The organism is Anaplasma marginale str. Florida (assembly GCF_000020305.1).
GTDB classification, from domain to species: domain Bacteria; phylum Pseudomonadota; class Alphaproteobacteria; order Rickettsiales; family Anaplasmataceae; genus Anaplasma; species Anaplasma marginale.
On sequence record NC_012026.1, the window covers coordinates 584364 to 610122 of the forward strand.

Below are 25759 nucleotides of genomic sequence, written 5' to 3' on the forward strand. Positions count from 1 at the left end.
CTATATGCTTGACCACTGCACCGGAATCCCGTCAGAGCCCTCGACCAGATTACCGTCGTCAAACTGGGCCGCCATGAACACGTGCCCTTTATCCCTATCAACGTACCTTACGGGCTTCACTGCCTTTCCGGCATACATCTTGGCAGAGCTACCTTTCTTACGTTGGTTAGGATTATTTTTGCTAGCAGTTTTAGCAACCTTGCCACCTTTTGCCATCGTAACCTCCTAAAAACAGGACCAATTTTATCAGGTGACATCACCCCGTCAACAACAATAACCAAGATAGGTCCGGAAATAGCGCGGAAGTAAAACTAAAAGATACCCCAACTAATGCGACCGGGTATAATCCCAACAACCTAGGCCATAGACGCGGCAACTACACCTGGAAAGAAAACCTTATGAGTCAATATTTTCGACTCTGAGCGCGTTATCGTTAATGAAGTCCCTTCTGGGTTCGACAAGATCGCCCATTAGCACCGAGAAGATGGAATCGGCTGCAGCATAGTCCGATATTTTGACCTTCAGCAACGTCCTGGTCTCAGGATTGAGCGTAGTATCCCACAATTGGTCTGCGTTCATCTCACCAAGACCTTTAAACCTCTGAAGCGCCATATCCTTACGACCGAATTCCACCACACTGCTGGCCAGCGTACACGGAGAACGCACCTTCATCTGATAGTCCTTCGCAGACAGCGTCGTGTCTGCTCCAAATATGTCTTCTATACCATCTAACGTGCTGACAATGTTCTGCACATCCCGAGAGTGTACAAAATCCGCACCTATAGCGTATTTGTCGACCATGCCTTGAGATAATCTCAAGATCGTGATCATCCCGTCCTCAGACATCTCGACATTCCACTGATACTCAGAGAACACACGATTCAGATGGGCGGCCATGTCTGCAGGTGAACCCAAGCCACACTTTTTGTATTGCACAATGAGCGATTCGAAAACTTCTTGCGGGATCATCCTGGCATACGCTTTAGTCACATTAGCGATGCGCATACACTTGCGCAGTATGGACTGCAATTCCGCACCAGAGTGCTCTGCCCCTCCGCTAAGCACCAGGCTTCGAGTTGCATTGCCCACGATATAGTCACTCAACGCCTCGTCATTTTTGATGTACGTGTCTTTCCTATGCCTAGTAAGCTTGTACAACGGCGGCTGGGCTATATACAAATACCCCTCGCTTATTATGTCTTTCATGTATCTGAAAAAGAAAGTAAGCAGCAAGGTACGTATGTGCGAACCGTCAACATCAGCGTCAGTCATTATGATGATTTTGTGATACCTTACCTTAGATACGTCAAAACTGCCTATGCCTATACTGCTCCCTATCGCCGTGATGAGTGAGGCAATTTCGCTCGAAGAAAGCATCCTATCCAGGCCGACGCGCTCTACATTGAGGATTTTACCTCTGAGCGAAAGAACCGCCTGGTATCTACGGTCCCTACCCTGCTTCGCAGAACCACCCGCAGAATTACCCTCAACTATAAAAAGCTCGGATAGCTCGGGGGATTTCTCCTGACAATCAGCCAATTTTCCCGGCAATGCTGCAAAGTCAAGCCCACCCTTGTTTTTGATGACCTCACGCGCCTTCCTCGCTGCCTCTCTACCCTTTGCCGACCTGATAACCCGTTCCACAACGCTCATGGCGAGCTTAGGATTGGTTTCAAAAATGGAAGAAAGCTTCTCAAACACTATACTCTCGACCACCAACCTGGCCTCTGAGCTCACTAGCTTATCTTTGGTCTGCGATGAAAATCTGGGATCTGGCATTTTGATCGACAGAACACAAGTCAACCCCTCTCGCACATCTTCCCCTATGATGGCAACCTTGGCTTTCTTCAGGCAACCCTCGCTAGTAGCGTAATTGTTGACACATCTAGTCAGCGCCGAGCGGAACCCGGCAAGGTGCGTTCCCCCATCTTTCTGGCGAATGTTATTCGTGAAGCACAGCATATTTTCGTAGTAAGAGTCATTCCAGCACATGGAGAGCTCTACAGAAATCTCGTAGCCACTCATCATGCCCTTAAGGGAAATGACTTTAGTCACAGGAGTTTTATTCCGGTCGAGATATTCGACAAACGCCGCGGTGCCGCTACTGCCCTCCTCTAAACTGTTACCAAAGTTTGACTCCACAGCCGGAGATTCTCGCATATCCTTCAGTGTAATAACCACGTTAGAATTCAGCAAAGAAAGCTCGCGAACCCTGTTCTCCAGGGTAGAATAGCTAAAATCCGTATGAGAAAACACGTCGCTAGAGGGCATAAAACTCACCCTTGTGCCCTTCTTGCTTCCGCACTCTCCCACCATCTTCAACGGGGAAATAGCAGCCCCGTTTTCAAATCGCATAAAATATTCTCGGCCCTCTTTCCAAATTGTGAGCTCCAACCAGCTAGAGAGCGCATTCACTACAGACACCCCAACACCGTGCAGCCCACCGGACACCTTATAACTGTTATGGTCAAACTTACCGCCCGCATGCAGCTGGGTCATAATCACCTCCGCTGCTGAGACCCCTTCTTCTTCGTGGATATCTATGGGAATGCCGCGGCCGTTATCTGTAATGGCAATTGAGCCATCGCCTGCTATCACAATGTCTATCTTGTTGCAAAACCCCGCCAGGGCCTCGTCAATGGCGTTATCTATGACCTCATATGCCATGTGGTGAAGTCCAGAGCCGTCATCCGTATCCCCAATATACATACCAGGACGCTTTTTAACCGCATCCAGGCCCCTCAAAACGGTTATCGCGCTCGCGTTATAACTACCCATTCTGACACATTATAAAGAACCACCGCCCCATAATACAAAAAATCCGATAAATGTAAAACTGCAATCCACTATAGAGAACACGTGGCCCATATTTAGTACTCAAAACATCTATCTGGCCATTATAATGCGAGTTGCAGCAATGAACACATTAGACAACAAAAAGGTGCGATTCCGGATACGCAACCGTGTACCCCGATGCATTCAATCAGAATTTGCCTTCGGGTTGGGTCGGAAGGCATTCGCGAAATGTGCTCTACGGCGGGCAAATTTTCTTTGCTTCCAAGGTCCATACGCCAGAAAAACGCATTGTGCTCCGGGATGTGAGGCTCTAGAATGGGCCTTTCAGGGTGCACACCACACAAACTGGCCATGGTAAAAAGAATAATTGTAGGAATCAGTGGCGCGTCTGGCGCATTATATGCCATACGCATGCTGCAGAAGTTGCGTCAGTCCGAATATGAAGTCCACCTCGTAGTAAGTGATGCGGCAAAGGTAACTATGGCGCACGAGTGCGGTCATTTACTCACGGTGGAGCAATTGTGCACAGATTATTGTACGCACTACCATGACGTACGCAACGTAGGCGCTTCGATAGCGAGCGGGTCTTTCAAAACCGCAGGGATGGTCATAGTCCCATGCTCGGTACGCACTATGTCTGAGATTGCAACCGGCGTCACCTCTAACCTACTAACCAGAGCTGCAGATGTGGCACTAAAAGAAAGGAGAAAACTCGTACTGATGCTCAGAGAGACCCCACTGCACTTGGGGCACTTGCGCACCATGGTATCATTGACAGAGATGGGAGCAATAATCGCCCCGCCCGTACCATCGTTTTATCACCACCCCGAATCGCTAGACGATATAGTAAACAATTCGGTAGACAGAGTGCTAGGCATGTTTGACATACAGCAGGAGTTACGCGAGTGGCAGGGAATCTAGTCACAACCCCCACCCGGAGATAACACGCAACCCATGTCCCAGCTACAGCCACACAATGCGTAGCCTACCAAGGAAAACTGCATCCAGCAAAGGAGGGGCTGCTGCTTCACGCGCGCTCTGATCCACCCCTAATGCGCACCAGCTTTGCAAACATCAGCGCGCCGAGCACCACGGGAGCGAGCAAGGGCAAGGCCCACAGGAACCGAGCGTGCCCCTCGTAAGGCGTGAAGCTAAGTATTTGCCTTCCGTATCTACCTTTAAGATCAGCCAATATCTCGTCATCCGTGCGACCATTGAGAATCTCGCCCCTTATCAACTCTCGCATATTAACCGCAAACTGGGCCTGCGAATCCCGCAGTGACTCCCCAGAGCACACCAGGCACTTCGTCATTCTGAAAATTTTATCTGCACGAGATTCCACCTCCCCAGGTACCAACCCCGCATCAAGCGCAAAGGAGGCGGCATAGCACGGAAAGGGCATACATAAAAGGAAAAAGAAAAGCAGCCTGGCCACTGACAAAACCATATACACGCACAATAATGTCTACAACAAAACCACGAAGCATGCAAGCAGTGCACCACAAAAACATTGCAGAGCAGGCCATCATCGCACACCATACAGCATGAAAACCGCGGTAGTACATAGAGCTACGGTTGTATCATGAAACTGCCAACATCCTGACGTGCGTTCCATTTTAAGGCTGCTACCAATTTTGCAACCCGAGTAAAATTGGTAAAACGATTATATACAAAGCACGGCGTAACATATGGCAAATTTGCTATTTTTATAATTCACCACTCAGGTTTTTGCCACTAAATCTAGCAGTTTTTCACGCCGGTACACCTCTACGAGTTGCTAGAATTTAGCATACAAGTTGTAATACACCTGATATCACTCTGCAAATCTCCCTACGTTTATCCCACACATCATGCTGGCGGCCAAGCCAGCACACAAGGGCGCGGCAGGTACAAGCAACCCCAGCGGCGGCATATCCGCACACAGGGACCCATCAATTACAAACTTTGAGCGGCTAGAGCCCGGGAATCTTGGCCTCCTTGACCTTATTCATGACCAACTCTGAAAATTCCAGAAATGACATGGTGCCTATAGTGAGCGTGTTGCCATCAGATTTCACGGTAAACGTTATGGTGTCGGCGTCATCTTTAGCAGCAATGGAGACACTCTTTATTGCATCGATGATAACCTCAAAAAGCGCCATATAGTTAACTTCTCTTGCCACCTCACCCACTGCTTCCTGCTCCTTGCCTAGGTGCGTCTGTTGAACAATATCAGAAACAAACTTTGAAAATTCAGCAAAGCCTCTCAGCTCGAAATGCAGATCTGACTTGCACTTTGCAGGCGAGAGTAACATGCAGCTCTCTGACAGTGATGTATTGCCGTGCACCAGCAGGCTAAATCCATCGCTGCGAAGCTCAATATGTTGGATATCCGCATACAAAGCCTTCTCGGCCTCTGCAGACCCACGCAACTGCGACAGGGAAAGACCTTTCGCTTGGAGAAATAAGCCCCCAGACCCATCGGCACTCTTGTTCCTCACAACCTCTGAATTAAGAGTAACAGCAAACCCCTGCTTACCGTCCTCGGAAGCCGGCGCATTATCCTCTACAGACAAATGTGCCCTGTCATACACAGGAACATACTCACCGGAAGCCGCATCAAAGCAAGAAACTCCAGCCTCATCAGAATATGTGAACTTCACTACCTCATTCGTAGCCTCCTTTCTGAGTACAAGTTTCTTGAGCACCTGTAACAGCAAGCTATCTTTAAATACTGCGCTGTAGCTGGCACTGGTTTTGCATTCTATCACACCAGACTCACCCTCCGCCTCTGGCGACAACCCGAATATCTGCACGCTACCACCCGGCAATGCAAGGTTAAACATGTTATCAGACCCATCGTAGGATAGCGATAGGGATTCCGCTACCACTGACACACCACCAACATCTACTTTAAAATTCTGCAGCAGGATCTGACGCGGAATTATCCCTAGTATTTCAATATCTTCATAGCTGACCGATTTTACAGGAAATACGCCATGCCCGGCACCACGCATAGCATCCACAACAGATAGAGAAACCTGTTTTGCAAGCCACCTTGAAGCCGGATAAGCACCCGCAAGGAGGCCGCACACCAGAATCAACAAGCCTGCACCGACTGACTTCAATTTAGTCATAATACCACCGCCAATAGAACACGTACAAAGCCTACTCCTCTTTTTCAGCAAAGGATACATTCCTGGTCTCGCTAGGAAGCATGACACGCAGCCCGTCGAGTTCTTTAGTCACAACAATTTGACATCCCAACCTTGACGTCTCAGTCAGACCAAATGCTAAATCAAGCATATCGTTTTCCTCATCAGACAGCTCGTTATGCAACTCTACCTTGTCATACCACTCCGGATCAATGATTAAATGACACGTGGAGCAAGCCAACGAACCTTCGCATGCACCTTCCAGATCCACCTTATTCCTGTGCGCTAACGTAAGAAGGGTCTCCCCTTCATGAGCCTCATACGTTTTCTCAACTCCATTCTGAGATACAAAAGTCACCGACGGCATTCACAAACCCCGAAAATTGTAGCTACTATTTCTCTTCATGTAAAAGGGCATCTTGCCCCACACAATCAACAAATCTCGTCTTAATCCTTCTGGAAACGTCGCGCATCTTCTTCGCGTCTGATCCGGACATCGCGTTCCTAGCCTCAGACAGCGCATCACTTGCTTCCTGCAGCATAATTCCAGAAAACCGCTCACTAGCCAGTGCCCCCTCCAGCAGCTCGGCAATGCGTGCACATTCTAGCCTCTCCGCACTGAGCTCTCTAGCAATCATATCCTCATCAAAATTCTCTACTGCACTAAGTACATGCCGCTCCACGTCCGCAGGCGTGATACCCTCCAGTTGATTCACCTCTACACACTTTTCCAAGCCAGTAGACTTCTCGCGGACGGACACAACCAGCAGACCGTCCATATCAACTCTGAATTCCACCTTCACCCTAGCCTCACCCGCAGGTAAGGGAGGCACCCCAATGTCGAACCTCGCCAAAGACCTATTAGCATCGGCCATCTCTCGCTCCCCCTGACACACATGTATATGTATAGCAGTCTGGCCGTCAGTATACGTGGTAAACTCTTGTGTCACAAGAGCCGGCACCGGAGTATTTCGAGGTATTATGGTTTCGACGGCCCCTCCCATAACCTCAAGGGACAGAGAAAGGGGTATAACGTCTACTAGCACTTTCCTGCCCGTAGCAGCAGGATTTGAGAGATAATACGCCTGAAGTGCGGCTCCAACGGCCACAGCCCTCTCGGGATCGACGCTATCGAACACCTTCCCGCAAAATATAGAGTCCAGTGCGGCTTTCACACGGGGGATTTTGGAGGATCCTCCAACTAAAATCACTCTCGAAACGTCACACGGCTCGATCCCAGCATCGGAGATTGTCTGCTCCAAAATCTTCATGGTCTTGGAAACCACCTTATCTACAACCTCGGTGAACTCGGCATCAGTGATATGGCACCGAAAAACATCACCGCATATTCTAAACTCGAAGGCACCGCCGCTTCTCCCACTCAAGGCCTTCTTGGCATTGCAGGCGTCAAGCACTAAGCCGTCAGCGTACGGATCGCCACAAACCCGCTCACGCTTCCAACTTTCATACTGTGCCACAACCAGCTCTGCGAGCAACTGGTCGATGTCATCTCCCCCAAGATTGGTATCTCCCCCCGTAGCCAGTACTTGAAAAACCCCATCATGGAGCCTTAGCACGGAAACATCGAAAGTACCGCCCCCAAAATCGTACACGACGCACACTTCCGCATCACCGGCCTGCTCAACTTTGTACGATAGCGCAGAAGCAGTTGGTTCATTCAGCAACCGCAACACCTCAATACCGGCCATCCTAGCGGCATCTCTGGTTGCCTTGCGTGCAATTTCGTCGAAATACGCAGGAACGGTGATAACAGCATGTGTAACATCCTGACCAGTGCAGCTCTTGACTAACTCAACAAGACGCTTGAGCACCTCTGCAGCAACCTCGACTGGCGTTACTACCTTATTTTGGCCAATACTAAGCGCTGCGCTGCCATTTTTATCTGTAACCGTTGCGCCGCAAAATTGGCTGTGGTGTACATCTTTGGCGAGCTTGCCCATCAGGCGTTTTGTGGAGCGCAAAGCACGCAAAGGATTCGCGTCGTGCCCCACCTTGACCGCTCCATCGCGGGTATATTCAACAATCGAGGGAATCAGAGAGCGCCCGGCTGGATCCTCAAAAACTTTAACGCTGCCATCATGCTCTACAACGGCGATCAAGGAGTTGGTTGTACCCAAATCTATTCCGAATGCAACGTCCCATTTCGTCGTTTCAGGCTCAGTAATATCTAACAGCTGCATGCGGCCCCGCTCTTGTTTAGCTTTTTCAGGTATTTAAGTTTCTCAACTTGCAGCGCAGCCTGGTACATGTCACCTATCGCGAAGAACTTCCCCATAAGTTCCTGACATTTTGATATTTCTGACGTGATCGCAGATTCTGCATCCTGAGAATCACACGTGTCAAATACCTCAGACACAAGGTTGTTCCGGTCTTCATTTTGCAGCTTTGTGCCATTGAGTTCTAGAATATACTCCGCCCTTGCTAACGGGGATTTGAGCACAGAATATGCCTCATTCACCTCCGCTATACGCACAACAGCAGACTCTTTTTTGGCGGGATCAGAGAAACAGTCCGGATGCATGCTGCTTTGCATCGCTACATAGTTCCTCTCCATAGTTTTGAGATCTATGAAAAAATTAACTTCTAAACCAAGCAAGGCAAAGTAGTTTTCAGACATAAAAACTATCCCCACATCCGCATCTGCCCTTCTCGTTGGGGTTTTTAAAAACAAAACCGGACGACAACCTGTCGCTATAATAATCGACCGTGGTACCACGGATGAACATCATAGCCTTCGGCTCAATCAGTACCACAACTTTAAACCCGTCGAACACCTTTTCAACTTTCACTTCTAGCGGCCTGGCGCCGTATGCATATTCGATATGGTACTTAAACCCATAGCATCCCTTCTGCTTTACAAGAATTCTAATCGCGACATCAGGGTCCCCCTTATCTGTAAGCAGCTCCTTCATTCTACGCCATGCTGCATCAGTCACAACAATAGGAGAGCGGCTATCACCCTGGTTGCTTTGCTCAATGCTTAGCTCCATAAGCACCTCAACATTTATCCCCTTTGGCAATCTGCTGCTTGCTTTTATAATCGTGCACTGCGGCCTTCACGGCATCTTCGGCCAACAAAGAGCAGTGTATCTTTACTGGGGGCAGAGACAGCTCCTTCGCAAGAACGGTATTCTTCAGCATGCACGCCTCCTCTATCGTCTTGCCCTTTATGCGCTCCGTGGCTAGCGAGCTTGCGGCAATCGCGGCCCCACACCCGAATGTCTTAAACTTGGCATCAACTATTGTGCCATTTTCATCTACTTTTATCTGCAGCTTCATTACGTCTCCGCAACTCGGAGCCCCAACTAACCCGGTTCCAACGTTTAGATCATCTTTAGGCAGAGAACCAACATTTTGCGGATTCTTGCAGCGATCTAATACGGCATCACTGTAGCTCATATATCCTCCTATGCATCCCAATTAATAGTCTTCAAATCGGTACCTTCCTGTACCATTTCCCATAGAGGGCTCATCTCACGCAGCTTGCGCACACTGCGTATCACCAAATCCGCTGCGTACTCAACTTCTGCAAGCGTGGTAAACCGACCTATTCCAAACCTTATGGATGAGTGTTCAAGATCTTGTTCTACATTAAGTGCACGTAGCACATAAGACGGCTCCAAAGAAGCAGAAGTGCACGCGGAACCTGAGCTCACCGCCAAGTCATTAATCGCCATAATGACAGACTCCCCCTCTACATAAGAGAAGCTCAAATTCAGGTTTCCCGGTATCCTTTGGGAGTAGCTCCCATTCAGAACCACATTGGGAAGCTCCCCCTTAATCTTGTTGTAAAGCACGTCCCGCAACCCCCGTATCCTCTCATTCTCGGTTTCCATCTCTTGCACAGCTATCTTAGCCGCCTCACCAAGACCGACCACCAGGGGCGTCGGCACAGTACCAGACCTCATGCCACGTTCTTGCCCTCCCCCACTGAGCAATGGCACCAGGCGCACCCTCGGGTTGCGGCGGCGCACATACAGCGCGCCCACCCCCATAGGACCGTATATTTTGTGCCCAGAAATGCTCAGCAGGTCCACGTTCATGCTATTAACATCTATAGCCACCTTGCCTAGCGCCTGGGCCGCATCAGTGTGAAAAAACACACCCTTGTTCCTGCATATTTTACCTATCTCACCGATGGGCTGGATGACCCCTATTTCATTGTTTACCGTCATGACGGACACGAGTATTGTGTCGTCCCTTATTGCGGCCTCGAGTTTGTCTACCTCCAATATGCCATCTCCCCGCACATCAAGGTAGGTTACCTCAAAACCTTCGGTCTCAAGATGGCGGCACGAATCTAGCACACACTTATGCTCAGTCTTCAGAGTAATGATGTGATTTCCTTTGTTTTTATAGAAGCGCGCCAGTCCTTTTATGGCCAAATTATTAGATTCCGTGGCACCAGAGGTGAATATAACCTCTTTGGGGTCCGCACCTATTGACTCCGCAATTTGCTCCCTAGCAACTTCCACTGCAGACTCGGCCCTCCATCCAAAAGAATGGCTGCGCGAATGCGGGTTAGAGAATTGCCGAAAGTACGGAACCATGACCTCAAGCACCCTGTCATCTACCCTAGTGGTAGCCTGGTAATCAAAAAACACAGGAGGTTGTACTCCCTTGCTCCCCGTCATACTTGTAACCTCCTACTAACCATACACGAGCCCTAGTTAACCGTCATACGAAAGCCATTATAGATTCCATACCAACAATCGGCGATCTTACAAACCTGAGCTTCGGTCACACCAGGCCCTAAACTAATTCTGACAGCGCTCTGCGCACATTCATCGCTGACCCCAAGCGCAGACAGCACGTGCGAGGCTCCGGGTTTGCCTGAAGAGCACGCAGACCCAACGCCTATCGCTACTTTGTGGCTGTCAAAGCCCATAACCTGGAGCTCTTTGCTAACACCAGGCATGGAAACGCACGTAGTATTGGGAAGCCTGTCTACATCGCGCCCAAAGATCACGCATTCAGGCACAAGTTCACCGATTTTTTTCTCCAATAGATCGCGCATTTGCCTTACAGCTGACATTCTACCTACACAAGCTTGTATATCCTCCAATGCTATGGACAAGGAACAAATCGCTACCACGTTCTCCGTACCAGCGCGCAAACCCCTCTCTTGTAGCCCACCAAATATCATGGGCTCTACTTGAACGTTCTTGCCATTGAAAAGCAGTGCACCAGCACCAGGTATCCCGCCAATTTTGTGTGAAGAAATAGTGACAAAATCCGCACCCAACCCGAGCACGCTCACTGGAATCTTCCCACAAGCCTGCACGATATCAGTGTGTACCACAGCCCCGTACTTACGCGCAAGTTTTACAACTTCCTGAACCGGTTGTATCGTCCCCACTTCGTTGTTAGCCAACATGACAGAAACCAAGGCCTTTTTCCCGCCAAGCGAGCTCAAAATGCCATCTAAAGCATCAAGAGATACTACTCCCGAACCATTGACTGGAATCACCATGGGATCCGTCGCCGCGTTCATCACGGAAGGGTGCTCAATGGCGGAGATAATATGCACGTATCCGGCGCTACTCCTGAAAACCAAATTGTTCGCCTCGGTGCCAGAGGAGGTAAATACTACATCATACCCCGCAGCATCGAGCTTGTTGACAACCGTTCTGCGCGCATCCTCAATAACCCCCCTGGTCTTTTGTCCCAATCTATGCACCGAGGACGGATTATAAAAGCCTCCAAACAGCAGCTCATTACCCAGTTTGTGTCGTACCTGTGCGCTCACTGCGGCAGTTGCGTTGTAATCTGCATATATATAGCCGTCATCGCTGTTTACGACCCTGAGATTGTTGTTGAACACATCCAAAATGGAAGTATTCTTCAGATAGTGCATGACATACCTCTCGATGCCATCCCACAAATTGTGGCTGTTACACCTTACGCCAGGAAACGGCAAGCAACCCCCGCGTTCGCTCCCGCATCTGACCATTCTGACTTTATCCCCAACAGAGTCCAGTAGTAAATCCAGCGTTATATGCTCGGGGGGCATTCCAAGAGAGTATCCCCCACCCGGTCCTCTAGTCGATTTTACTAGCCCCTTGTTTTTCAGAGATGTTATCACCCTCTCCAAATAACCCTCAGAGAGGGATTGCTTGTCGGCTATGGAGGAGGCTCTTTTCGGCTTGAATGCACCGCCCGGCTGCCCCTGGTTGAGCAACCCTACCATGAACATCACAGCGTAACGTAACCTTGTGGTCATCAACATGGTAGCCTCACTCTAAACGCGCGTAGTGGCAAAAGCAACAACTGGAGCTAGGTGAAGGATTAAAAAAACCCTTGGTAAGAAGGAACTTTTTAGTTAGCATCTTCACGGTGTACAGTGATAGTGGATAATATACCCCGTGTCAAGTGGGTTTTTCCTGCAAGATGGCTGTGGCGGTATGGTAGAGGTCTGGTAGGTAGGAATGCGAGAGGTTTTTTTTAATGGGCCCGCGGGCAAAATAGAGGGACGATATACAGGAAGCAGGGATGCTGACGCCCCTTTGGTGCTGATACTTCATCCCCACCCGCAGTACGGTGGGAGCATGGACAACAAGATAGTATACAACCTCTACAGGGTATTTGCCGTGAACGGCTTTTCCGTCCTTCGGATAAACTTTCGTGGCATTGGCAAGTCTGCGGGTGTTTTTGACAAGGGCGTGGGAGAACTTAGTGACGCCGCAACAGCTGCGGATTGGCTCCAGAACAACAGTCCTTCGGTTTCATCGTTTTGGGTTGCGGGTTTTTCCTTTGGAGCGTGGGTGGCTATGCAACTTATGATGCGCAGGCCAGAAGTTGACGGGTTTGTTGCGGTATCTCCGCCAGCAAACAGATATGATTTTTCGTTTCTTTCGCCCTGCCCTGTCCCTGGGTTGATAATTCAGGGGGATAATGACAGTATAGCTGAGGAAGCGGCGGTTTCTCAACTCGCGTCAAGGTTGAGCGCCTCTATTAAGAGTGAGCATATGCAGTATTACGTCGTGGAAAGGGCAGACCACTTTTTCCGTGATCATATCAGCCAACTCAACGAGGTGGTTGATGCATATATAAAGTCCAGAATGTCAGCTGGAGGCGAGCAGGCGTTTTCTGATAAGAAGATCAAGGGCAAGCATCCTGTGTACGCTGGGTAGTGTAGGGTTCGCGGTACATTCCTGCCGCATTTCGCTGTAAACCAAGAGGCACGGGCGGTCGCTTTTGCTACATCTCAGCAGTTTTTTACCCAGGTTCGGCTTTTGTCTTGCACATGCTGGAAGTGTAGGACTTGTTGGGCGTATGTGCGTTAAGGCCCAGAGCATCTGTGCTGCCACGGTGCACGCAGCGGCCGATACATCCTTTAAACATGCAAGAGAGACGGGTTTCATACGCGTTACACGTTCACCGCGTCTAGCGCCGGCCAACTTGCGGCATACGGATTTCCCAGAGTGACGACGCGGTGGTTGAAGGCGGGAATTTTGTATTGTACAATCTCGCTTGTTTCATAGGAAAAGCAGTGGTGCACAGTTCCTGGCCCTTCAAAGAAGCGGAGAGAATTCTCCAAGCATTTGGCGAAGAACGAGAGGTAATCTTGTCCGTCGGGTATGGGCCCTCCGGGCTACCACATATTGGAACCTTAGGTGAAGTTGTGCGAACCACGTTCGTGGCTAACGCATTGCGTGAGATTTCACCAAACACTTCAACTAAGATCTTAGCGTTTTCGGACGACATGGATGGGCTGCGCAAGGTTCCGGAAAACATTCCACAATATGACATGGTAGCTGAATGTCTAGGCAGGCCGCTAACATCTATCCCAGATCCATTCGGTACCCATCAGAGCTATGGGCACCACATGAACCACATATTTTGTGAGTTCCTCGATAGGTTCGGAGTTGAATATGAACTCAAAAGCGCCACCGAGTGCTACAAATCTGGGGTATACGATTCTGTACTGCTAAAGTTATTGCAAAATTACGACGAAGCGACCAAAGTACTGCTCGCCACGGTCGGGGAAGAGCGCCAAAAAACCTATAGTCCATTCTTGCCAGTGTGTCCCGAAACGTTGCAGGTTTTGCAGGTTCCCATAGTAAAAATAGACGTTACTAGCGGGACGATTTTCTATGAAGACAGCAATGGAAATCTTGTAGAAACACCTGTAACTGGCGGACGCTGCAAACTGCAATGGAAGGCGGACTGGGGCATGCGGTGGGCGGCGTTTGATGTGCGTTACGAAGCACACGGGAAAGATCTGACGCCCTCGGTAAAGCCATCCGCTGAGGTGTGTAAAATTTTAGGGAAAACCCCTCCTGTTCTGTTCCCGTATGAGCTTTTCCTCGATAGAGACGGCAAGAAGATTTCAAAATCCAAAGGAAATGGCTTCTCCGTCGAGGAGTGGCTATCTTGTGCTCCTTACGAGAGCTTGGCGCTATATGTGTTCCAAAACCCGAAAAGGGCAAAGCGCTTGTGTTTTGATGTTGTACCGAAATTTGTTGACGATTACCTATCTCTGGTCCAGGAATACAACTGCACTCCTAATAAAGACAATCCCGTTTGGCACATACACAACGGCAAGGTTCCGAGCATCGAGCTGTGTGAGTTGACGTTCTGCCTGCTAATAAACATAGCCTCCGCGTGCAACGCAGAAGACGAGCAGATGTTGTGGAAGCTAATAAGGCGCTATAGGGGGGATATTGATTCTAGAGCCGATGTTGCTACTCTGAGCAAGTTGGTAAGTTGTGCCGTTGCTTACTGCCGCATGTTTGTAATGCCAAATAGGTCATACAGGGCCCCTGATGAAAATGAGCGGGGCATGCTTTTAGACCTAGCGGAAACGCTGGCAACGGTGAGGGATGCTGACACCTCTACTGACGTACAGAATCACGTTTTTGCTGTCGGCAAAAAATATCTGCCGAACAATCTGAGGGAGTGGTTCAAGATGCTGTACGAAGTGTTGCTCGGACAGAGCGACGGTCCGAGGTTTGGGTCATTCGTAAAGCTCTACGGAGTAGGCAACACAGTAGAGCTCATCAAAAAGGCTGCATCTGCGGACAGTAGCAATTGACAGAGCAAAATGGGGGTGCTATCCTGCGATCTGTTTTCCGAGGTCTGTCGTGATGTTGAGGTTTTTTGTTCTGTATTGTGCGGCGCTTGCTGTGGGAGGATGTTTTTTTTCATCCGTGCAATATCATGGATATCCGAGTGCGGGCGTACAGTTCTGGGATGAGGTCAAAATAGGTGAACAAAAGCCCGACGTTGTAAGACTGCTTGGGTCACCAGTAATTATCGATGGGGACGCGTGGCTGTACCCTTCCTGCGAGGTTCGTGGGGTTGTTGCATCTGTTGTCAGGAAGTACAGCTGCACCGTTTTGAAGATATCTTTTGACGGCGATAGCGGCACAGTTTCAAATATTGAGCGGCTGAACACACCTATGGGGCGCTTACCAAAGATCGAGAGCACGAGCACACCAATCACCGGAGTTAATGACGGGGCTTGGCGAAGGATAGAGAGCATGTTCAGCAAGTTTCCATTCCGTAGCAAAACGCAATAGCCAATCGTGGATATTTCGCACTTTCGGTGCAAGCTGTTGGGTGTTTTAGTATTCCACCAGTACCAGATATAATCCGTGTGGTGGTGCGGTGATTCCGGCCGCTGCCCTGTTCTTGCGCTCCAGTATCTCTAATACATAAGACGGGGGAAATGCTCCATGCCCACACTGGACTAGTGTACCTACAATAATTCTAACCTGCTTATGTAGAAAAGACTTTGCAGAAACATGCACGAATATATTATTTCCCTCCCTAACGCAGTCAATCCTATCCACTGTGCGCACAGAAGATTTGGACTGGCATTCCTTTGCACGAAAACTTGCGAAGTCTTTCTTTTCACCAACCATGTGGCTTGCGGCCTCTTGCATATCGGATACGTTCAACTGCTTGGGTACGTGCCACATGCGCAGGCGATCCAAGCACGGAGGCGCGTCCCTATTCACAATTTTGTACATGTAGTGCCGCTTTTTGGCAGAAAACCTGGCGTGGAAGCCTTCTGCAGCCTCTTCCAGCGAGAGAATGGAGACCATATCTGACCGCAAATAGTGATTGAGTGCATTTTTTATGACATAGTCTTGCAGCGAGGTGTTGAGGTCAAAATGCACAACTTGGCCAAGCGCGTGCACGCCAGCATCCGTCCTACCTGCGGCAAAAACTGTCACATGCTGCTGGGAAAGGCGATATATAGCATCCTCAATTGATTCCTGCACTGACCGCCCAGCCACACCCTTCTGGCGCTGCCACCCTATAAAAGCAGTGCCGTCATACTCAACAACAGCTCGGTACCTCATCCCAACATGTAGTGTAGAACCGCCTTGCGCACGGCCGCCCCAACTTTAACCTGAAACAGCACGGATGAGTGATTATCAGCCACCTCGTCAGAAATCTCAACGCCCCTGTTCATTGGGCCTGGATGCATGACGATCACATCATCCTTTGCAAGGGATAACCACTTCTCGTCCAGCATATAAAGACGAGAGTATTCTTTATCTAGCATAAAATCTCCATTCGTCATGCGCTCTCTTTGTATTCTCAGCAGCATTATGACATCTGCCCCCTCAATGCCCTCCTCCAAGCTGCGAGTCACCAATGACACTCCATCTGGCACATGATCCACGCGCATCGGTGTTACGACTCTTATATCTGCACCATACCTGGACAACAACCTTATGTTTGACCGCGCGACCCTGCTGTGAAACACATCTCCGCATATCGCAACTTTCAGTCCACGCACTTCCCCACCTTTCAAAGAACGTATGGTAGCGTAGTCAGTAATCGCTTGGGTGGGATGCTCGTGATTTCCATCCCCGGCATTAATCACCAGGCAATCACCAGCTCTTTTGGCAATCTCATCAACCATACAACTCTGATCAGAGCGCACAACCACTAAATCAGTCCCCATAGCAGCCATAGTAGACATGGTATCTGATATGCTTTCCCCCTTACATATTGAAGACATGGCAACGTTTAGCGTCACAGATATGGCCCCCAGCGCCTTTTCCGCGATCTCAAATGCAAGCAGGGTACGAGTGGAACTCTCAAAAAAAAGATTCACTATAACTTTTCCCCGCAACACCTCATCGCTCGCTTCCTGCGCCATATATTTGTTCGCTAAGATGAGCAGATTTTCCACATCCTCATCACTCAGGTCCGAGACCCGCAGCAACTTCTTCAGGTTTCCCATAAAAGCAATACGTATTCAGTCTTGACGGGTGAATTTAACATCATTCGAGAGTGAAAATAAAGAAATTATCGGCACACAGCCGTCCCTTTCTGGCACCCGCGACTACAGCCGGGCAACACAAACAATTCCCAGACAAAAACATGAGTGTGCAGCCAACTGCCGTTAAGCAAGATAACTCTTGCCGGAATTGCCCCACGCTTTCAAAAAGTCTTCCAAGCCGCGATCAGTAAGCGGATGCAAAAAGAGCTGCTTGAAGACCGCCACGGGGACAGTGACGATATCCGCTCCAGCCTTGGCAGCTTCGACCACATGCATAGGGCTTCTCACAGATGCGGCCAAAATCTGTGTAGCAAAGCCATATTGGGAATATACACAGCTTATATCCTCAATCAAAGAGGCCCCGCTGCCGCCTAGATCGTCAATTCTACCCATAAATGGAGAAACAAAGTACGCCCCAGCCTTGGCAGCTAATATTGCTTGAGTGACCGAAAAGCACAGGGTGACGTTCACCTTCACTTTGTGGACGCTAGATAAAGTTTTGCAGGCGCATATGCCGTCAAAAGTCATGGGCAATTTCACCACAACATTTTCCGCAATCTGAGCTAGCTGCAAACCTTCATTAACCATACCATCTGCATCAGTAGCAATTACCTCAACGCTGACAGGACCTGCCACCAGCTTACATATCTCCGCAAGTAGCTCCCTACTTGGCTTCTCAGCCCGAGACAACAACAAAGGGTTAGTGGTTACGCCATCGACAATACCAGTTTTGCACAGAACGGACATGGACTCCGTATCCACAGTGTCCAAAAAGATCTTCACCCTTTCAATACCCGATTAATAAATTCCAAGTCGACCCGGGCAAGCTCACCAAGAAGCCCACCATCGTGCGTTGCCTTTTCTATCACATCCCTTACACCCAGAAGTTTTTCTTCGGCGCAATCCTTAGACAGCACGATAATATCGGCCATTACGCTGCAGGTGTTGTCCTTAATACTCATTACGGCATTGGACACCACTACGATATCAATAACACTACTGGCATCTCTTAACACAACTCCGCCAGGTAGCAAATCCATAACGGCTCGCTCGTGATGCGCCATTACCATAAGCGCCCCAGTAGGGGTGCGCGCAGACAAGGAGCACACATCCGCAAAAGTGAGCTTACGCTCCGGAGAAACAAACTCTACGCTAAAACACTCCATGACAACCCAACAACCTAGCGCATAAACAATTCACAAACCGCAGGGCTTGCACACAGTAAGCCCGGCATGCTACTTCAGGGATGCGGCTTTCTTCACCGCATCGTCTATACCACCCACCATGTAAAAGGCCGCCTCCGGCAGATCATCATACTGTCCTTCTACCAACCCCTTGAAGCTACGCACTGTATCTTCAAGCGATACAAAGCTCCCTGGATGCCCGGTAAACACCTCTGCCACGTGAAATGGCTGGGACAAAAACCGCTGAATCTTTCTTGCCCTTGCAACCAGCAATTTATCCTCCTGAGACAACTCGTCCATACCAAGAATGGCAATGATATCCTGCAGAGATTTGTACGTTTGTAGTATGCGCTTGACCTCCTGCGCAACCTCATAGTGCTCACTACCAACAACCTCAGGCGACAGGGCTTGAGAGGTGGACTCAAGCGGGTCGACCGCGGGGTATATACCCAGTTCTGAAATTTGCCTAGACAATACCGTGGTAGAATCTAGGTGCGCAAAAGATGCGGCGGGAGCCGGGTCTGTCAGGTCATCCGCGGGGACATATATAGCCTGAACTGAAGTAATAGACCCAGTATTAGTGGAGGTAATTCTCTCCTGCATGGCACCCATCTCAGCAGCAAGAGTCGGCTGATAACCAACCGCAGAGGGAATCCGACCCAAAAGCGCAGACACTTCCGAACCAGACTGCGTAAACCTAAACACGTTATCTACGAAGAACAGGACATCCTGCCCTTCAGAATCACGAAAATACTCCGCCATGGTCAAAGCGGTGAGGGCCACCCTCATTCTGGCCCCGGGTGGTTCATTCATCTGGCCATAAACCAAAACGGCCTGAGATTTGCTAGGCTCGTCTCTGCTAATAACCCCAGATTCTACCATTTCACGGTATAGGTCGTTACCCTCACGGGTACGCTCACCCACACCCGCAAAAACCGAAAATCCCTTATGGGCCCTTGCAACGTTGCTGATCAGCTCCATAATCAGCACAGTCTTCCCAACGCCGGCTCCCCCAAACAGCCCAACCTTACCACCCTTTAAGTATGGGGCCAATAAATCCACAACTTTAATGCCAGTAACGAGCACTTCTGCAGCAACTCGCTGCTCAGACAGGCTTGGAGCCTTCGCGTGAATGGGGCGAAATTCTACATCGGAGCTAACGCTCCCCAAGCCATCTATCGGCCTGCCCAAAACATCAAAAACTCTACCTAGGGTACCTCTGCCAACCGGGGCCATCATCTGGTTCCCAGTACTAATAAATTTATCGCCTCTTGAGAGGCTATCTGTGCTCCCCATGGCCACACATCTGACCATGCAATCACCCAAGTGTTGAGCAACCTCAAGCACCAGTTTTTCGCCAGCATATTCCAGTTCGCTCTCCAGAGCACCCAAGACCTCCGGAACGCCACCGTGAGGGAACTCAACATCAACTACAGCAGGCATCACCCTGATGACTTCACCAACACCAGACGGACTGGCAGCCGCGCGTTTTTGAGCAACCTTTCCTTTCATTAGCACCCCAATAACCCATCCAGAAGCGGCACCCCAACCAAGCCAGCACGCCGTGGATCACTAAGGAACCTGACGTGCCCTTAGCCGGACTCGAACCAGCACACCCTCACGGGCAGTAGATTTTGAGTCTACCGCGTCTACCATTCCGCCATAAGGGCCGCATCACCGAACTAGATACTACAATCTATTTTACACAAGTCAATCCTTAATAGAGAGCCATATACAGACCAATCTGCCGGCATCATTGGCACTTTATTCCCGCACTCTACCAAGATTATAGCTTGATGCAACTTGTAGACGTGCAAAATGTCCGCATTGTACGCGGCTCAAAGCGCCCCAATGTAATATCAACTTACCTAGCGCGTGGCCCTCATCATGAAACAAATTGCAAAACAATTTCAGGATATACAAGACGGTAAAAATATGCTAGGAGTGTGCTGCGTTGTTTGTTGTCAGTCAATTGAAGTTGTCGCGCGCGTTATGTCTTACCATTTGCTGGATAAACAAACTAGCGACTTTCTTATCAGCGCGGTAGAGGAAGGTAGGTCCTCAGACATCAAGGAAGTCATAGACCGGGTAGATGGAGTACAGCTTGCCTATTTCCTGTTGACGTTAACCCCCAATCACCGCAGAGAGTTACTAGGATACGTTAGAGACGGTCTCATACCGGAGATCTTGCTGCATCTCGTGCCCGGGTTGCGCAAAGAGGTGATAAAGGCTTTGGGGACGGAAAAGACCGCATTTTTGGTGAGCGGGCTGGATAGTGGGGATATTGTTGAAATTATTGAAGATTTAGACGAAGAATACCAAAACGCAATTATAGACCTACTGCCAGAAGCCCAAGGCACGCTGATAAGAGAGTTGCTTTCATACCCGGAAAAGAGCGCTGGTAGGCTGATCTATAAAGATATAACTGTCGTACCCGAGTATTGGAATGTGGAGCAATTGGTTGACTTTTTATGTAACCATGCCAGGCCCAATAAGAAGTTTCACGAGATTTTTGTAATCAACCCCCAGCTGCAACCTGTGGGAATATTGGCTCTAGACGACATAATACGTGCCAGCAGAAATAGCATGGTCAGGCAGCTGATGAACACCGATATTAAAATCATCAGGCCGGGAGCAAAGCAAGAGGAGGTATCTGAAATATTTCGCCAGTATTCGCTGCTATCCGCACCCGTAGTCAACAAAGACGGGCGTATAATCGGCTCAATCCTGGTTTATGACATAATCAACGTAGTGCACCAAGAGGCGGAAGAGGATGTGCTGCGTATGGGTATGGTATCAGACGGTGATGTGACCTCTTCCACCATAAGCACGGTGGTGAAAAGATTGCCGTGGTTGCTGGTCAATTTATTGACTTCATCCGCTAGTTCCATAGTTATAGGCTGGTTCAGCGAGACGATAAGGAGCTTTATCGCGTTGTCTATCATAATGCCAATGATAGCATCTATGAGTGGAAACTCGGGGTTACAAGCCCTGACTGTGACCATACGCGCCTTGGCGACCAAACAGCTGACATACAGAAACTCACGCAGGTTGCTCTTCAAGGAGCTGTGTGTGGGTTTTGTCAATGGGGCAATACTGGCTGCCATAGCCTCTATTGCCATTATAATAAGGTTTCATAACACCTCAATAGAGGTACTATTTGTCGCCTCGATGATTATAACCTTCTCCATCGCAACCTTTTCCGGGGCGGCGGTGCCCATGTTGCTGCACTTCTTTGGTGCAGACCCAGCTGTTTCATCATCAATAATAGTATGTGCAGCGAGCGATATAATAGCGTTCCTCATATTCCTGGGCCTCGCTACGTTTTCTTAATGTAAATCTACAGAAGCACCCACACGTGCCTGTTTGTTTTGCGCCGCAACCGCGTACTGAAAGCGCCGGCCGCCAGCAGAGTATGAACCAAAGTGTGAAAACCTTAGAGCTGCGTACAGCGTCGGGGTGGAGAGATTCGAACTCCCGACCCCTTGGCCCCAAACCAAGTGCGCTACCAGGCTGCGCCACACCCCGAGAGATCCGGTTAGGGTATAATATATTGCAGTTGGTGTCAATATGCCCAATAACGGGGATGTAGATATTGCAACGCTCGTGTTGGTTAGGACATATCCGTCAGGATGAACACTTCACCAGCGTAAAGTGCGATATATTTCTTCACCGCAACGTGTAAATTCCTTATCATATCTAGTACACAGTGTTTGTTAGCCCAAGGTTATTGACATAGTTAACGTTAAAACTGCAAAGGGTCGGAAAATTTCTTCCACAAGCTGGATACGCAGGCAAATTAACGACCCGTACGTTATGTTGGCGAAAAAGCACGGATATAGGTCTCGCTCGGCGTATAAGCTCATAGATATCGACTGCAAATTTAAGCTCTTGCAGCGGGGTAGGTATGTGTTGGACCTTGGTTCATGCCCCGGAGGCTGGGCTCAGGTTGCAGCTGAACGGGTTGCAGAAGGTGGCAAGGCACATGTAGTTGCCGTAGATATGGCTCCCATGGAGCGAATTCCCAATGTTGACTTTGTGCAGTGTGATGTAGAACATTCACCAGAGCTGCTGCGTGCGGCGCTGCAGGATAGGAAGTTCGATGTTGTGCTGTCAGACATGGCTCCAAAATCCTGCGGGCATCGGCAGGTGGATCATGCGAATATCATCAATCTGTGCGAAATGGCTCTAGATCTGGCAGTGGAGTTTTTACGCTCAGGTGGAAGCTTTGTGACCAAAATCCTGCAAGGGGAATATGAGCAAGAATTTCGCAGGTCGCTGCAGTACTATTTTGCGTCAGTAACGTATTTTAAGCCAAAATCCAGCAGGAGCGAATCCTCCGAAATTTACCTGGTGGGCACGAAATTCAAAAACCCAGAGCATCCTTATGGCAACTCTGAGGATGCACCATCCGAGTGTTAAAGGCCAACTACCACGTCAAAGGCCATAACATGCGGCACAGATTGACAACGCCGAAGAGGCGGGGATTTTTCTATTTTCATCACCTTCGCTTCCCATGGACGAACGTATATAAGCAAGTTGCGCCACACCACATAGCAGCAGTGATGACCACGACAAAATGCGTAAAGCACCTCCCCTTCCCTGGCCCGAACAACCAAGATGCGTGCGTAGTTACCCCTACGAGGCAGAGTGCATTAACATACCATCCACAATGTATTGTTGTTATAAAATCGGCCTTGCATCAGAACATCTGCCACACTTTTCAACCCACAGTTTGCGTGAATATCGCATTTATTATAGTATAGTGTCGCGCGCATGTGCGTGCAGTGGGTCTGGTATACTTTTCACTAAGTTGTGGCACTCTGTGTGCCTTGTTGGCGTAAAGATCCCCCCCCCCCCCCCCCCCCCGCACGCAGCGCTGTTATTCCGAAAAGTATATTGGGGAGCTTGGGATGGGTGCACTAGGAATATTTATAGCTATAGTTAGTAGCGCTGCTGCTGGAGCGCTACTGGAGCGGATGTTTGTTGCTTTAAATGCGGGCGATAAGCACGATGATAAAGTAAGACATAAAGAGTCAGAAGCGGAGGAACGGCGGGGCGAAGAGAAAAGCGCCGAAGCCAGCGTAGCAAAGGAAAAAGCGGCAGGGGAGCAGGAACTTGCATTACAAGAACGAGCAAGTGCCCTGGCACCACTCAACACCGTAAAGGAAATTATTGATACCGGGAGCATTGCCGCAGCAGTCACGAACAGGCTGAAAGACAAAGGCATTCGCATACCAAAGACCACGCAAGCTACAGCGCTGACAGAAGCTGCAGTTCAAGCCATGGTCGAAGAGGTGGCAGAGCGCCTATTTGAATCGCTAGGTCTCTTAGTGCAGGTCCACACCGGTAAGATGACCAAAGAGGAGCTAGAGACAAAGCATCCTCGAACAGCGAGTGCCATAAATAGTGTATCGGAAAGTTTCAAGAAACGGGGCCTGACTTCAGGCAGCAGCGTACAAGATGTTGTGAATACTGTAGTAAACGGTGCGTCTGGGATTTCCGGTGTGGAGCAACGAGCTATTGCTGAAGGTCAGTCCGCTGACACAGCTCCTACAACCAACGCTGCAACTCCGGTAGTGGGAGCTGCTAATACTAACATCGCTGCTGCAGATACAGCCGCTAGCGCGGAAAAAGTTGTTGTTGTTGTTGAGGTTGTCGAGAAGGCGAGCGAGGCAGGGACGGAAGCTTCATGTAGCGGCGCACCCGTCGTCACGATTGAGGATGTATCCGATGACGACGCCCAGCCACCCGCGAAGAATGCTAATGCGGAGACAATCAACACAGGAGAAGGTAGCACACAACCTTCCACAAGTGTGGTAGACCCAACCCTTGCCGGGGGGGGGGGACCGTGCCGCACAGCGCTGACAGTACCATAGCGTGTTTCGAGGCCCCGGTATCTATTGCAGGCGTTAACTCGGTGAGCCTGTGATTAATGCATTGGGGTATTTAATAACTGCAGCTTGTAGCGTGACTGCTGGAGCGCTACTGCAGCAGGGGTGTACTGCTATAGCTGAGGATTATCGCGGTATAAGTAAATCAAAAGAGCAAAAAGCGATATGTGCAAGCGAAGAGAAGGGCGCAGAGGTCAGCGCAGAAGGTGTCCAAGCACTGATTAGAGACGTAAGAGGCATTGTTAACACTGAGGACATTGCTGCAGCAGTCATGCGCAGGTTGAGGGATTCTGGCGTTCGTCTGCCACAAAACGCAAGAGCTCAGCAGGTAGCGAAAAAGGCTGTGGAGGCTATGGTTGAGGAGTTGGCAAAGCGCCTATCTGAATCGCTAGGTCTCGTAGTACAGGTCCACACCGGTAAGATGACCAAAGAGGAGCTAGAGGCGAAGCACCCCCGCACAGCAAGTGCCATGAATAGTGTATCAGACAGTTTTCAGAGACGAGGCCTGACTTCAGATAGTAGCGTACAAGATGTTATTAATAACATAGGGAAAAGTTCTCCCGGAGTTTCCAGTGTGGAGCAGCGAACTACTGCTGAAGATAAGGCTGCTGGCGCAGTTCCCGCAGTAACCACTGCCCATGCGGCATCCTTGGTACTATTGAGCGTATGTATGTTGATGATCTGCGGTACCATAATAGCGATGTGCACAGCTCTTACATTAGAAAGTCCATATGTCATTGCAGCTACGGCAGTGGCTGGTGTAGCAGCCGTACTATGTTCAGTAGCAATTGGATTATCCATATGGGATTTAGTTAAATCCTGTAGGCAAGCAAAGGAAGATAGCGCGCAACCCCCCACAAGTACGGCAGATCCGATCCTTAAGGGAGGCATGGCCGCCGCTTCACCGCCCGGCCAGTCATTAACACATACAGAAGTCCGTGAACACCAGCGTGAATCCATAGTGAAGGCACCGTAACGCGTCACGCAGCCGGAACGGCTTCTAGACCTACACAACGCGGAAAGTGCATGGCTATAAAATTTATCAACTGGCGATGTCAGCCACAGCACCGGCACCCCATTATGTACTTTAGGGCCAAATCAGAGAGACGTATCACCTGGCCCGCATTTGAAGGCCTCCTTGCCACAAAAGCCTAAATGCTGCGCGGCACAAGCCGCTAAATGGGTTTGCCGCACAGCGAACGATAGAATTTAGCCTGAATATGCGCACCCCCAACTGTTGCACGCATGAGCCCTTTAATATGTTCCATACTAGTAATAAGTTGTTATGCAGTGTAGTTGTACACTAGGAATGGGGGAGTAGGCCTGCATGTAGGATATCCCACTTTGTGGGTGCTGGGGGTAGCGACATGCTACCCCCAGCACCCAATTGAACAGATAGCAAAGATGCAAACGTGCGTGCGGGCAAGCCCGTGCCCACCTATGCCGATGGTTTTGAAGTTTTTTGTAACGCTGTTAGGTATTTTG

Annotated in this window: 24 protein-coding genes and 2 tRNA genes; 8 read left to right on the forward strand and 18 right to left on the reverse strand. The window is 49.6% G+C overall.

The features are described from left to right. Both AMF_RS07470 and gyrB read right to left on the reverse strand, forming a co-directional pair. Positions 1–216 (reverse strand): hypothetical protein, encoded by a 216-nt coding sequence (locus AMF_RS07470; protein WP_010267645.1) that lies wholly within the window; start codon positions 214–216, stop codon positions 1–3. A gap of 180 nt (positions 217–396) precedes the next feature. Beyond that, on the reverse strand, positions 397–2778 hold the full coding sequence (gene gyrB, locus AMF_RS07475) for a DNA topoisomerase (ATP-hydrolyzing) subunit B (RefSeq protein ID WP_012658962.1): 2382 nt from the start codon (positions 2776–2778) through the stop codon (positions 397–399). A gap of 333 nt (positions 2779–3111) precedes the next feature. On the opposite strand from gyrB, the gene AMF_RS07480 reads away from it, so the two are divergent. Continuing rightward, on the forward strand, positions 3112–3717 hold the full coding sequence (locus AMF_RS07480) for a UbiX family flavin prenyltransferase (RefSeq protein WP_012658963.1): 606 nt from the start codon (positions 3112–3114) through the stop codon (positions 3715–3717). A gap of 106 nt (positions 3718–3823) precedes the next feature. On the opposite strand, the gene AMF_RS07485 is transcribed toward AMF_RS07480, so the two are convergent. The 9 genes from AMF_RS07485 to AMF_RS07525 form a co-directional block, all read right to left on the reverse strand. After that, on the reverse strand, positions 3824–4243 hold the full coding sequence (locus tag AMF_RS07485; protein ID WP_241759976.1) for a cytochrome c-type biogenesis protein: 420 nt from the start codon (positions 4241–4243) through the stop codon (positions 3824–3826). 505 nt (positions 4244–4748) lie between these two features. Next, the gene (locus tag AMF_RS07490) at positions 4749–5912 is read right to left on the reverse strand and encodes a hypothetical protein (protein ID WP_037349533.1); all 1164 of its coding nucleotides are present in this window, start codon (positions 5910–5912) and stop codon (positions 4749–4751) included. A gap of 31 nt (positions 5913–5943) precedes the next feature. Next, positions 5944–6297: a ferredoxin family 2Fe-2S iron-sulfur cluster binding protein gene (locus AMF_RS07495; RefSeq protein ID WP_010264616.1), complete on the reverse strand. Its 354-nt coding sequence runs from the start codon at positions 6295–6297 to the stop codon at positions 5944–5946. Between the two features lie 25 nt (positions 6298–6322). Continuing rightward, entirely contained in the window at positions 6323–8131 is a 1809-nt protein-coding gene (locus AMF_RS07500; RefSeq protein WP_010267651.1) for an Hsp70 family protein, read from the reverse strand. Further along, positions 8119–8568: a Fe-S protein assembly co-chaperone HscB gene (gene hscB / locus AMF_RS07505; protein ID WP_010267654.1), complete on the reverse strand. Its 450-nt coding sequence runs from the start codon at positions 8566–8568 to the stop codon at positions 8119–8121. The genes AMF_RS07500 and hscB overlap by 13 nt, the downstream gene beginning before the upstream one ends. Beyond that, positions 8561–8941, reverse strand: coding sequence for a HesB/IscA family protein (locus AMF_RS07510; RefSeq protein ID WP_010267657.1), 381 nt, complete (start codon positions 8939–8941; stop codon positions 8561–8563). The genes hscB and AMF_RS07510 overlap by 8 nt, the downstream gene beginning before the upstream one ends. A 7-nt stretch (positions 8942–8948) precedes the next feature. Then, positions 8949–9350 carry a Fe-S cluster assembly scaffold IscU gene (iscU, locus tag AMF_RS07515; protein ID WP_010267658.1) on the reverse strand — a complete coding sequence of 134 codons (402 nt, stop codon included), beginning with the start codon at positions 9348–9350 and terminating at the stop codon, positions 8949–8951. Positions 9351–9358: 8 nt separating this feature from the next. Next, positions 9359–10585: an IscS subfamily cysteine desulfurase gene (locus AMF_RS07520; RefSeq protein WP_012658969.1), complete on the reverse strand. Its 1227-nt coding sequence runs from the start codon at positions 10583–10585 to the stop codon at positions 9359–9361. Between the two features lie 32 nt (positions 10586–10617). Then, positions 10618–12180, reverse strand: coding sequence for an aminotransferase class V-fold PLP-dependent enzyme (locus AMF_RS07525; protein WP_012658970.1), 1563 nt, complete (start codon positions 12178–12180; stop codon positions 10618–10620). 199 nt (positions 12181–12379) lie between these two features. Here AMF_RS07525 and AMF_RS07530 point away from each other — a divergent pair, with 199 nt between their 5' ends. The 3 genes from AMF_RS07530 to AMF_RS07540 all read left to right on the forward strand — a co-directional run bounded on the left by AMF_RS07530 (position 12380) and on the right by AMF_RS07540 (position 15475). Continuing rightward, positions 12380–13084 (forward strand): alpha/beta hydrolase, encoded by a 705-nt coding sequence (locus tag AMF_RS07530; protein ID WP_010264631.1) that lies wholly within the window; start codon positions 12380–12382, stop codon positions 13082–13084. A gap of 302 nt (positions 13085–13386) precedes the next feature. Continuing rightward, entirely contained in the window at positions 13387–14988 is a 1602-nt protein-coding gene (locus AMF_RS07535; RefSeq protein WP_012658971.1) for a lysine--tRNA ligase, read from the forward strand. Between the two features lie 52 nt (positions 14989–15040). Further along, complete coding sequence (locus tag AMF_RS07540; protein WP_010267666.1) at positions 15041–15475, forward strand: hypothetical protein; 435 nt, start codon at positions 15041–15043, stop codon at positions 15473–15475. Positions 15476–15520: 45 nt separating this feature from the next. On the opposite strand, the gene truA is transcribed toward AMF_RS07540, so the two are convergent. The 6 genes from truA to AMF_RS07570 all read right to left on the reverse strand — a co-directional run bounded on the left by truA (position 15521) and on the right by AMF_RS07570 (position 20050). After that, a complete protein-coding gene (gene truA, locus AMF_RS07545) occupies positions 15521–16264 on the reverse strand; it encodes a tRNA pseudouridine(38-40) synthase TruA (protein ID WP_010264637.1) in 744 nt (247 codons plus the stop codon). Next, positions 16261–17157, reverse strand: coding sequence for an aspartate carbamoyltransferase catalytic subunit (locus AMF_RS07550; RefSeq protein ID WP_010267668.1), 897 nt, complete (start codon positions 17155–17157; stop codon positions 16261–16263). Before AMF_RS07550 ends, truA begins: the two co-directional genes overlap by 4 nt. A gap of 162 nt (positions 17158–17319) precedes the next feature. Further along, positions 17320–17979: a fructose-6-phosphate aldolase gene (gene fsa / locus AMF_RS07555; RefSeq protein ID WP_010267670.1), complete on the reverse strand. Its 660-nt coding sequence runs from the start codon at positions 17977–17979 to the stop codon at positions 17320–17322. After that, positions 17976–18362 (reverse strand): hypothetical protein, encoded by a 387-nt coding sequence (locus AMF_RS07560; protein ID WP_010264642.1) that lies wholly within the window; start codon positions 18360–18362, stop codon positions 17976–17978. Before AMF_RS07560 ends, fsa begins: the two co-directional genes overlap by 4 nt. Positions 18363–18431: 69 nt before the next feature. After that, the gene (gene atpD / locus AMF_RS07565; RefSeq protein ID WP_037348976.1) at positions 18432–19892 is read right to left on the reverse strand and encodes a F0F1 ATP synthase subunit beta; all 1461 of its coding nucleotides are present in this window, start codon (positions 19890–19892) and stop codon (positions 18432–18434) included. A gap of 75 nt (positions 19893–19967) precedes the next feature. Next, positions 19968–20050, reverse strand: a tRNA-Leu gene (locus AMF_RS07570). Between the two features lie 217 nt (positions 20051–20267). Here AMF_RS07570 and mgtE point away from each other — a divergent pair. After that, the gene (gene mgtE / locus AMF_RS07575; protein WP_080510989.1) at positions 20268–21713 is read left to right on the forward strand and encodes a magnesium transporter; all 1446 of its coding nucleotides are present in this window, start codon (positions 20268–20270) and stop codon (positions 21711–21713) included. 121 nt (positions 21714–21834) lie between these two features. Here mgtE and AMF_RS07580 read toward each other — a convergent pair. Then, a tRNA-Pro gene (locus AMF_RS07580) sits at positions 21835–21908 on the reverse strand. Positions 21909–22196: 288 nt separating this feature from the next. Here AMF_RS07580 and AMF_RS07585 point away from each other — a divergent pair. The 3 genes from AMF_RS07585 (at position 22197) to AMF_RS07595 (ending at position 25250) form a co-directional block, all read left to right on the forward strand. Further along, on the forward strand, positions 22197–22802 hold the full coding sequence (locus AMF_RS07585; RefSeq protein ID WP_010264647.1) for an RlmE family RNA methyltransferase: 606 nt from the start codon (positions 22197–22199) through the stop codon (positions 22800–22802). Between the two features lie 491 nt (positions 22803–23293). Beyond that, entirely contained in the window at positions 23294–24259 is a 966-nt protein-coding gene (locus AMF_RS07590) for a hypothetical protein (RefSeq protein WP_012658975.1), read from the forward strand. Positions 24260–24308: 49 nt separating this feature from the next. Beyond that, positions 24309–25250, forward strand: coding sequence for a hypothetical protein (locus AMF_RS07595; RefSeq protein ID WP_012658976.1), 942 nt, complete (start codon positions 24309–24311; stop codon positions 25248–25250). The last annotated feature ends 509 nt before the right edge of the window (positions 25251–25759 follow it).

Bases quoted from the DNA above. Each gene is read 5' to 3' on its own strand.
- AMF_RS07470 (WP_010267645.1), bottom strand. From the start codon at position 216: ATGGCAAAAGGTGGCAAGGTTGCTAAAACTGCTAGCAAAAATAATCCT.
- gyrB (WP_012658962.1), bottom strand. From the start codon at position 2,778: ATGGGTAGTTATAACGCGAGCGCGATAACCGTTTTGAGGGGCCTGGAT.
- AMF_RS07480 (WP_012658963.1), top strand. From the start codon at position 3,112: ATGGGCCTTTCAGGGTGCACACCACACAAACTGGCCATGGTAAAAAGA.
- AMF_RS07485 (WP_241759976.1), bottom strand. From the start codon at position 4,243: ATGGTTTTGTCAGTGGCCAGGCTGCTTTTCTTTTTCCTTTTATGTATG.
- AMF_RS07490 (WP_037349533.1), bottom strand. From the start codon at position 5,912: ATGACTAAATTGAAGTCAGTCGGTGCAGGCTTGTTGATTCTGGTGTGC.
- AMF_RS07495 (WP_010264616.1), bottom strand. From the start codon at position 6,297: ATGCCGTCGGTGACTTTTGTATCTCAGAATGGAGTTGAGAAAACGTAT.
- AMF_RS07500 (WP_010267651.1), bottom strand. From the start codon at position 8,131: ATGCAGCTGTTAGATATTACTGAGCCTGAAACGACGAAATGGGACGTT.
- hscB (WP_010267654.1), bottom strand. From the start codon at position 8,568: ATGTCTGAAAACTACTTTGCCTTGCTTGGTTTAGAAGTTAATTTTTTC.
- AMF_RS07510 (WP_010267657.1), bottom strand. From the start codon at position 8,941: ATGGAGCTAAGCATTGAGCAAAGCAACCAGGGTGATAGCCGCTCTCCT.
- iscU (WP_010267658.1), bottom strand. From the start codon at position 9,350: ATGAGCTACAGTGATGCCGTATTAGATCGCTGCAAGAATCCGCAAAAT.
- AMF_RS07520 (WP_012658969.1), bottom strand. From the start codon at position 10,585: ATGACGGGGAGCAAGGGAGTACAACCTCCTGTGTTTTTTGATTACCAG.
- AMF_RS07525 (WP_012658970.1), bottom strand. From the start codon at position 12,180: ATGTTGATGACCACAAGGTTACGTTACGCTGTGATGTTCATGGTAGGG.
- AMF_RS07530 (WP_010264631.1), top strand. From the start codon at position 12,380: ATGCGAGAGGTTTTTTTTAATGGGCCCGCGGGCAAAATAGAGGGACGA.
- AMF_RS07540 (WP_010267666.1), top strand. From the start codon at position 15,041: ATGTTGAGGTTTTTTGTTCTGTATTGTGCGGCGCTTGCTGTGGGAGGA.
- truA (WP_010264637.1), bottom strand. From the start codon at position 16,264: ATGAGGTACCGAGCTGTTGTTGAGTATGACGGCACTGCTTTTATAGGG.
- AMF_RS07550 (WP_010267668.1), bottom strand. From the start codon at position 17,157: ATGGGAAACCTGAAGAAGTTGCTGCGGGTCTCGGACCTGAGTGATGAG.
- AMF_RS07560 (WP_010264642.1), bottom strand. From the start codon at position 18,362: ATGGAGTGTTTTAGCGTAGAGTTTGTTTCTCCGGAGCGTAAGCTCACT.
- atpD (WP_037348976.1), bottom strand. From the start codon at position 19,892: ATGAAAGGAAAGGTTGCTCAAAAACGCGCGGCTGCCAGTCCGTCTGGT.
- mgtE (WP_080510989.1), top strand. From the start codon at position 20,268: ATGAAACAAATTGCAAAACAATTTCAGGATATACAAGACGGTAAAAAT.
- AMF_RS07585 (WP_010264647.1), top strand. From the start codon at position 22,197: ATGTTGGCGAAAAAGCACGGATATAGGTCTCGCTCGGCGTATAAGCTC.
- AMF_RS07590 (WP_012658975.1), top strand. From the start codon at position 23,294: ATGGGTGCACTAGGAATATTTATAGCTATAGTTAGTAGCGCTGCTGCT.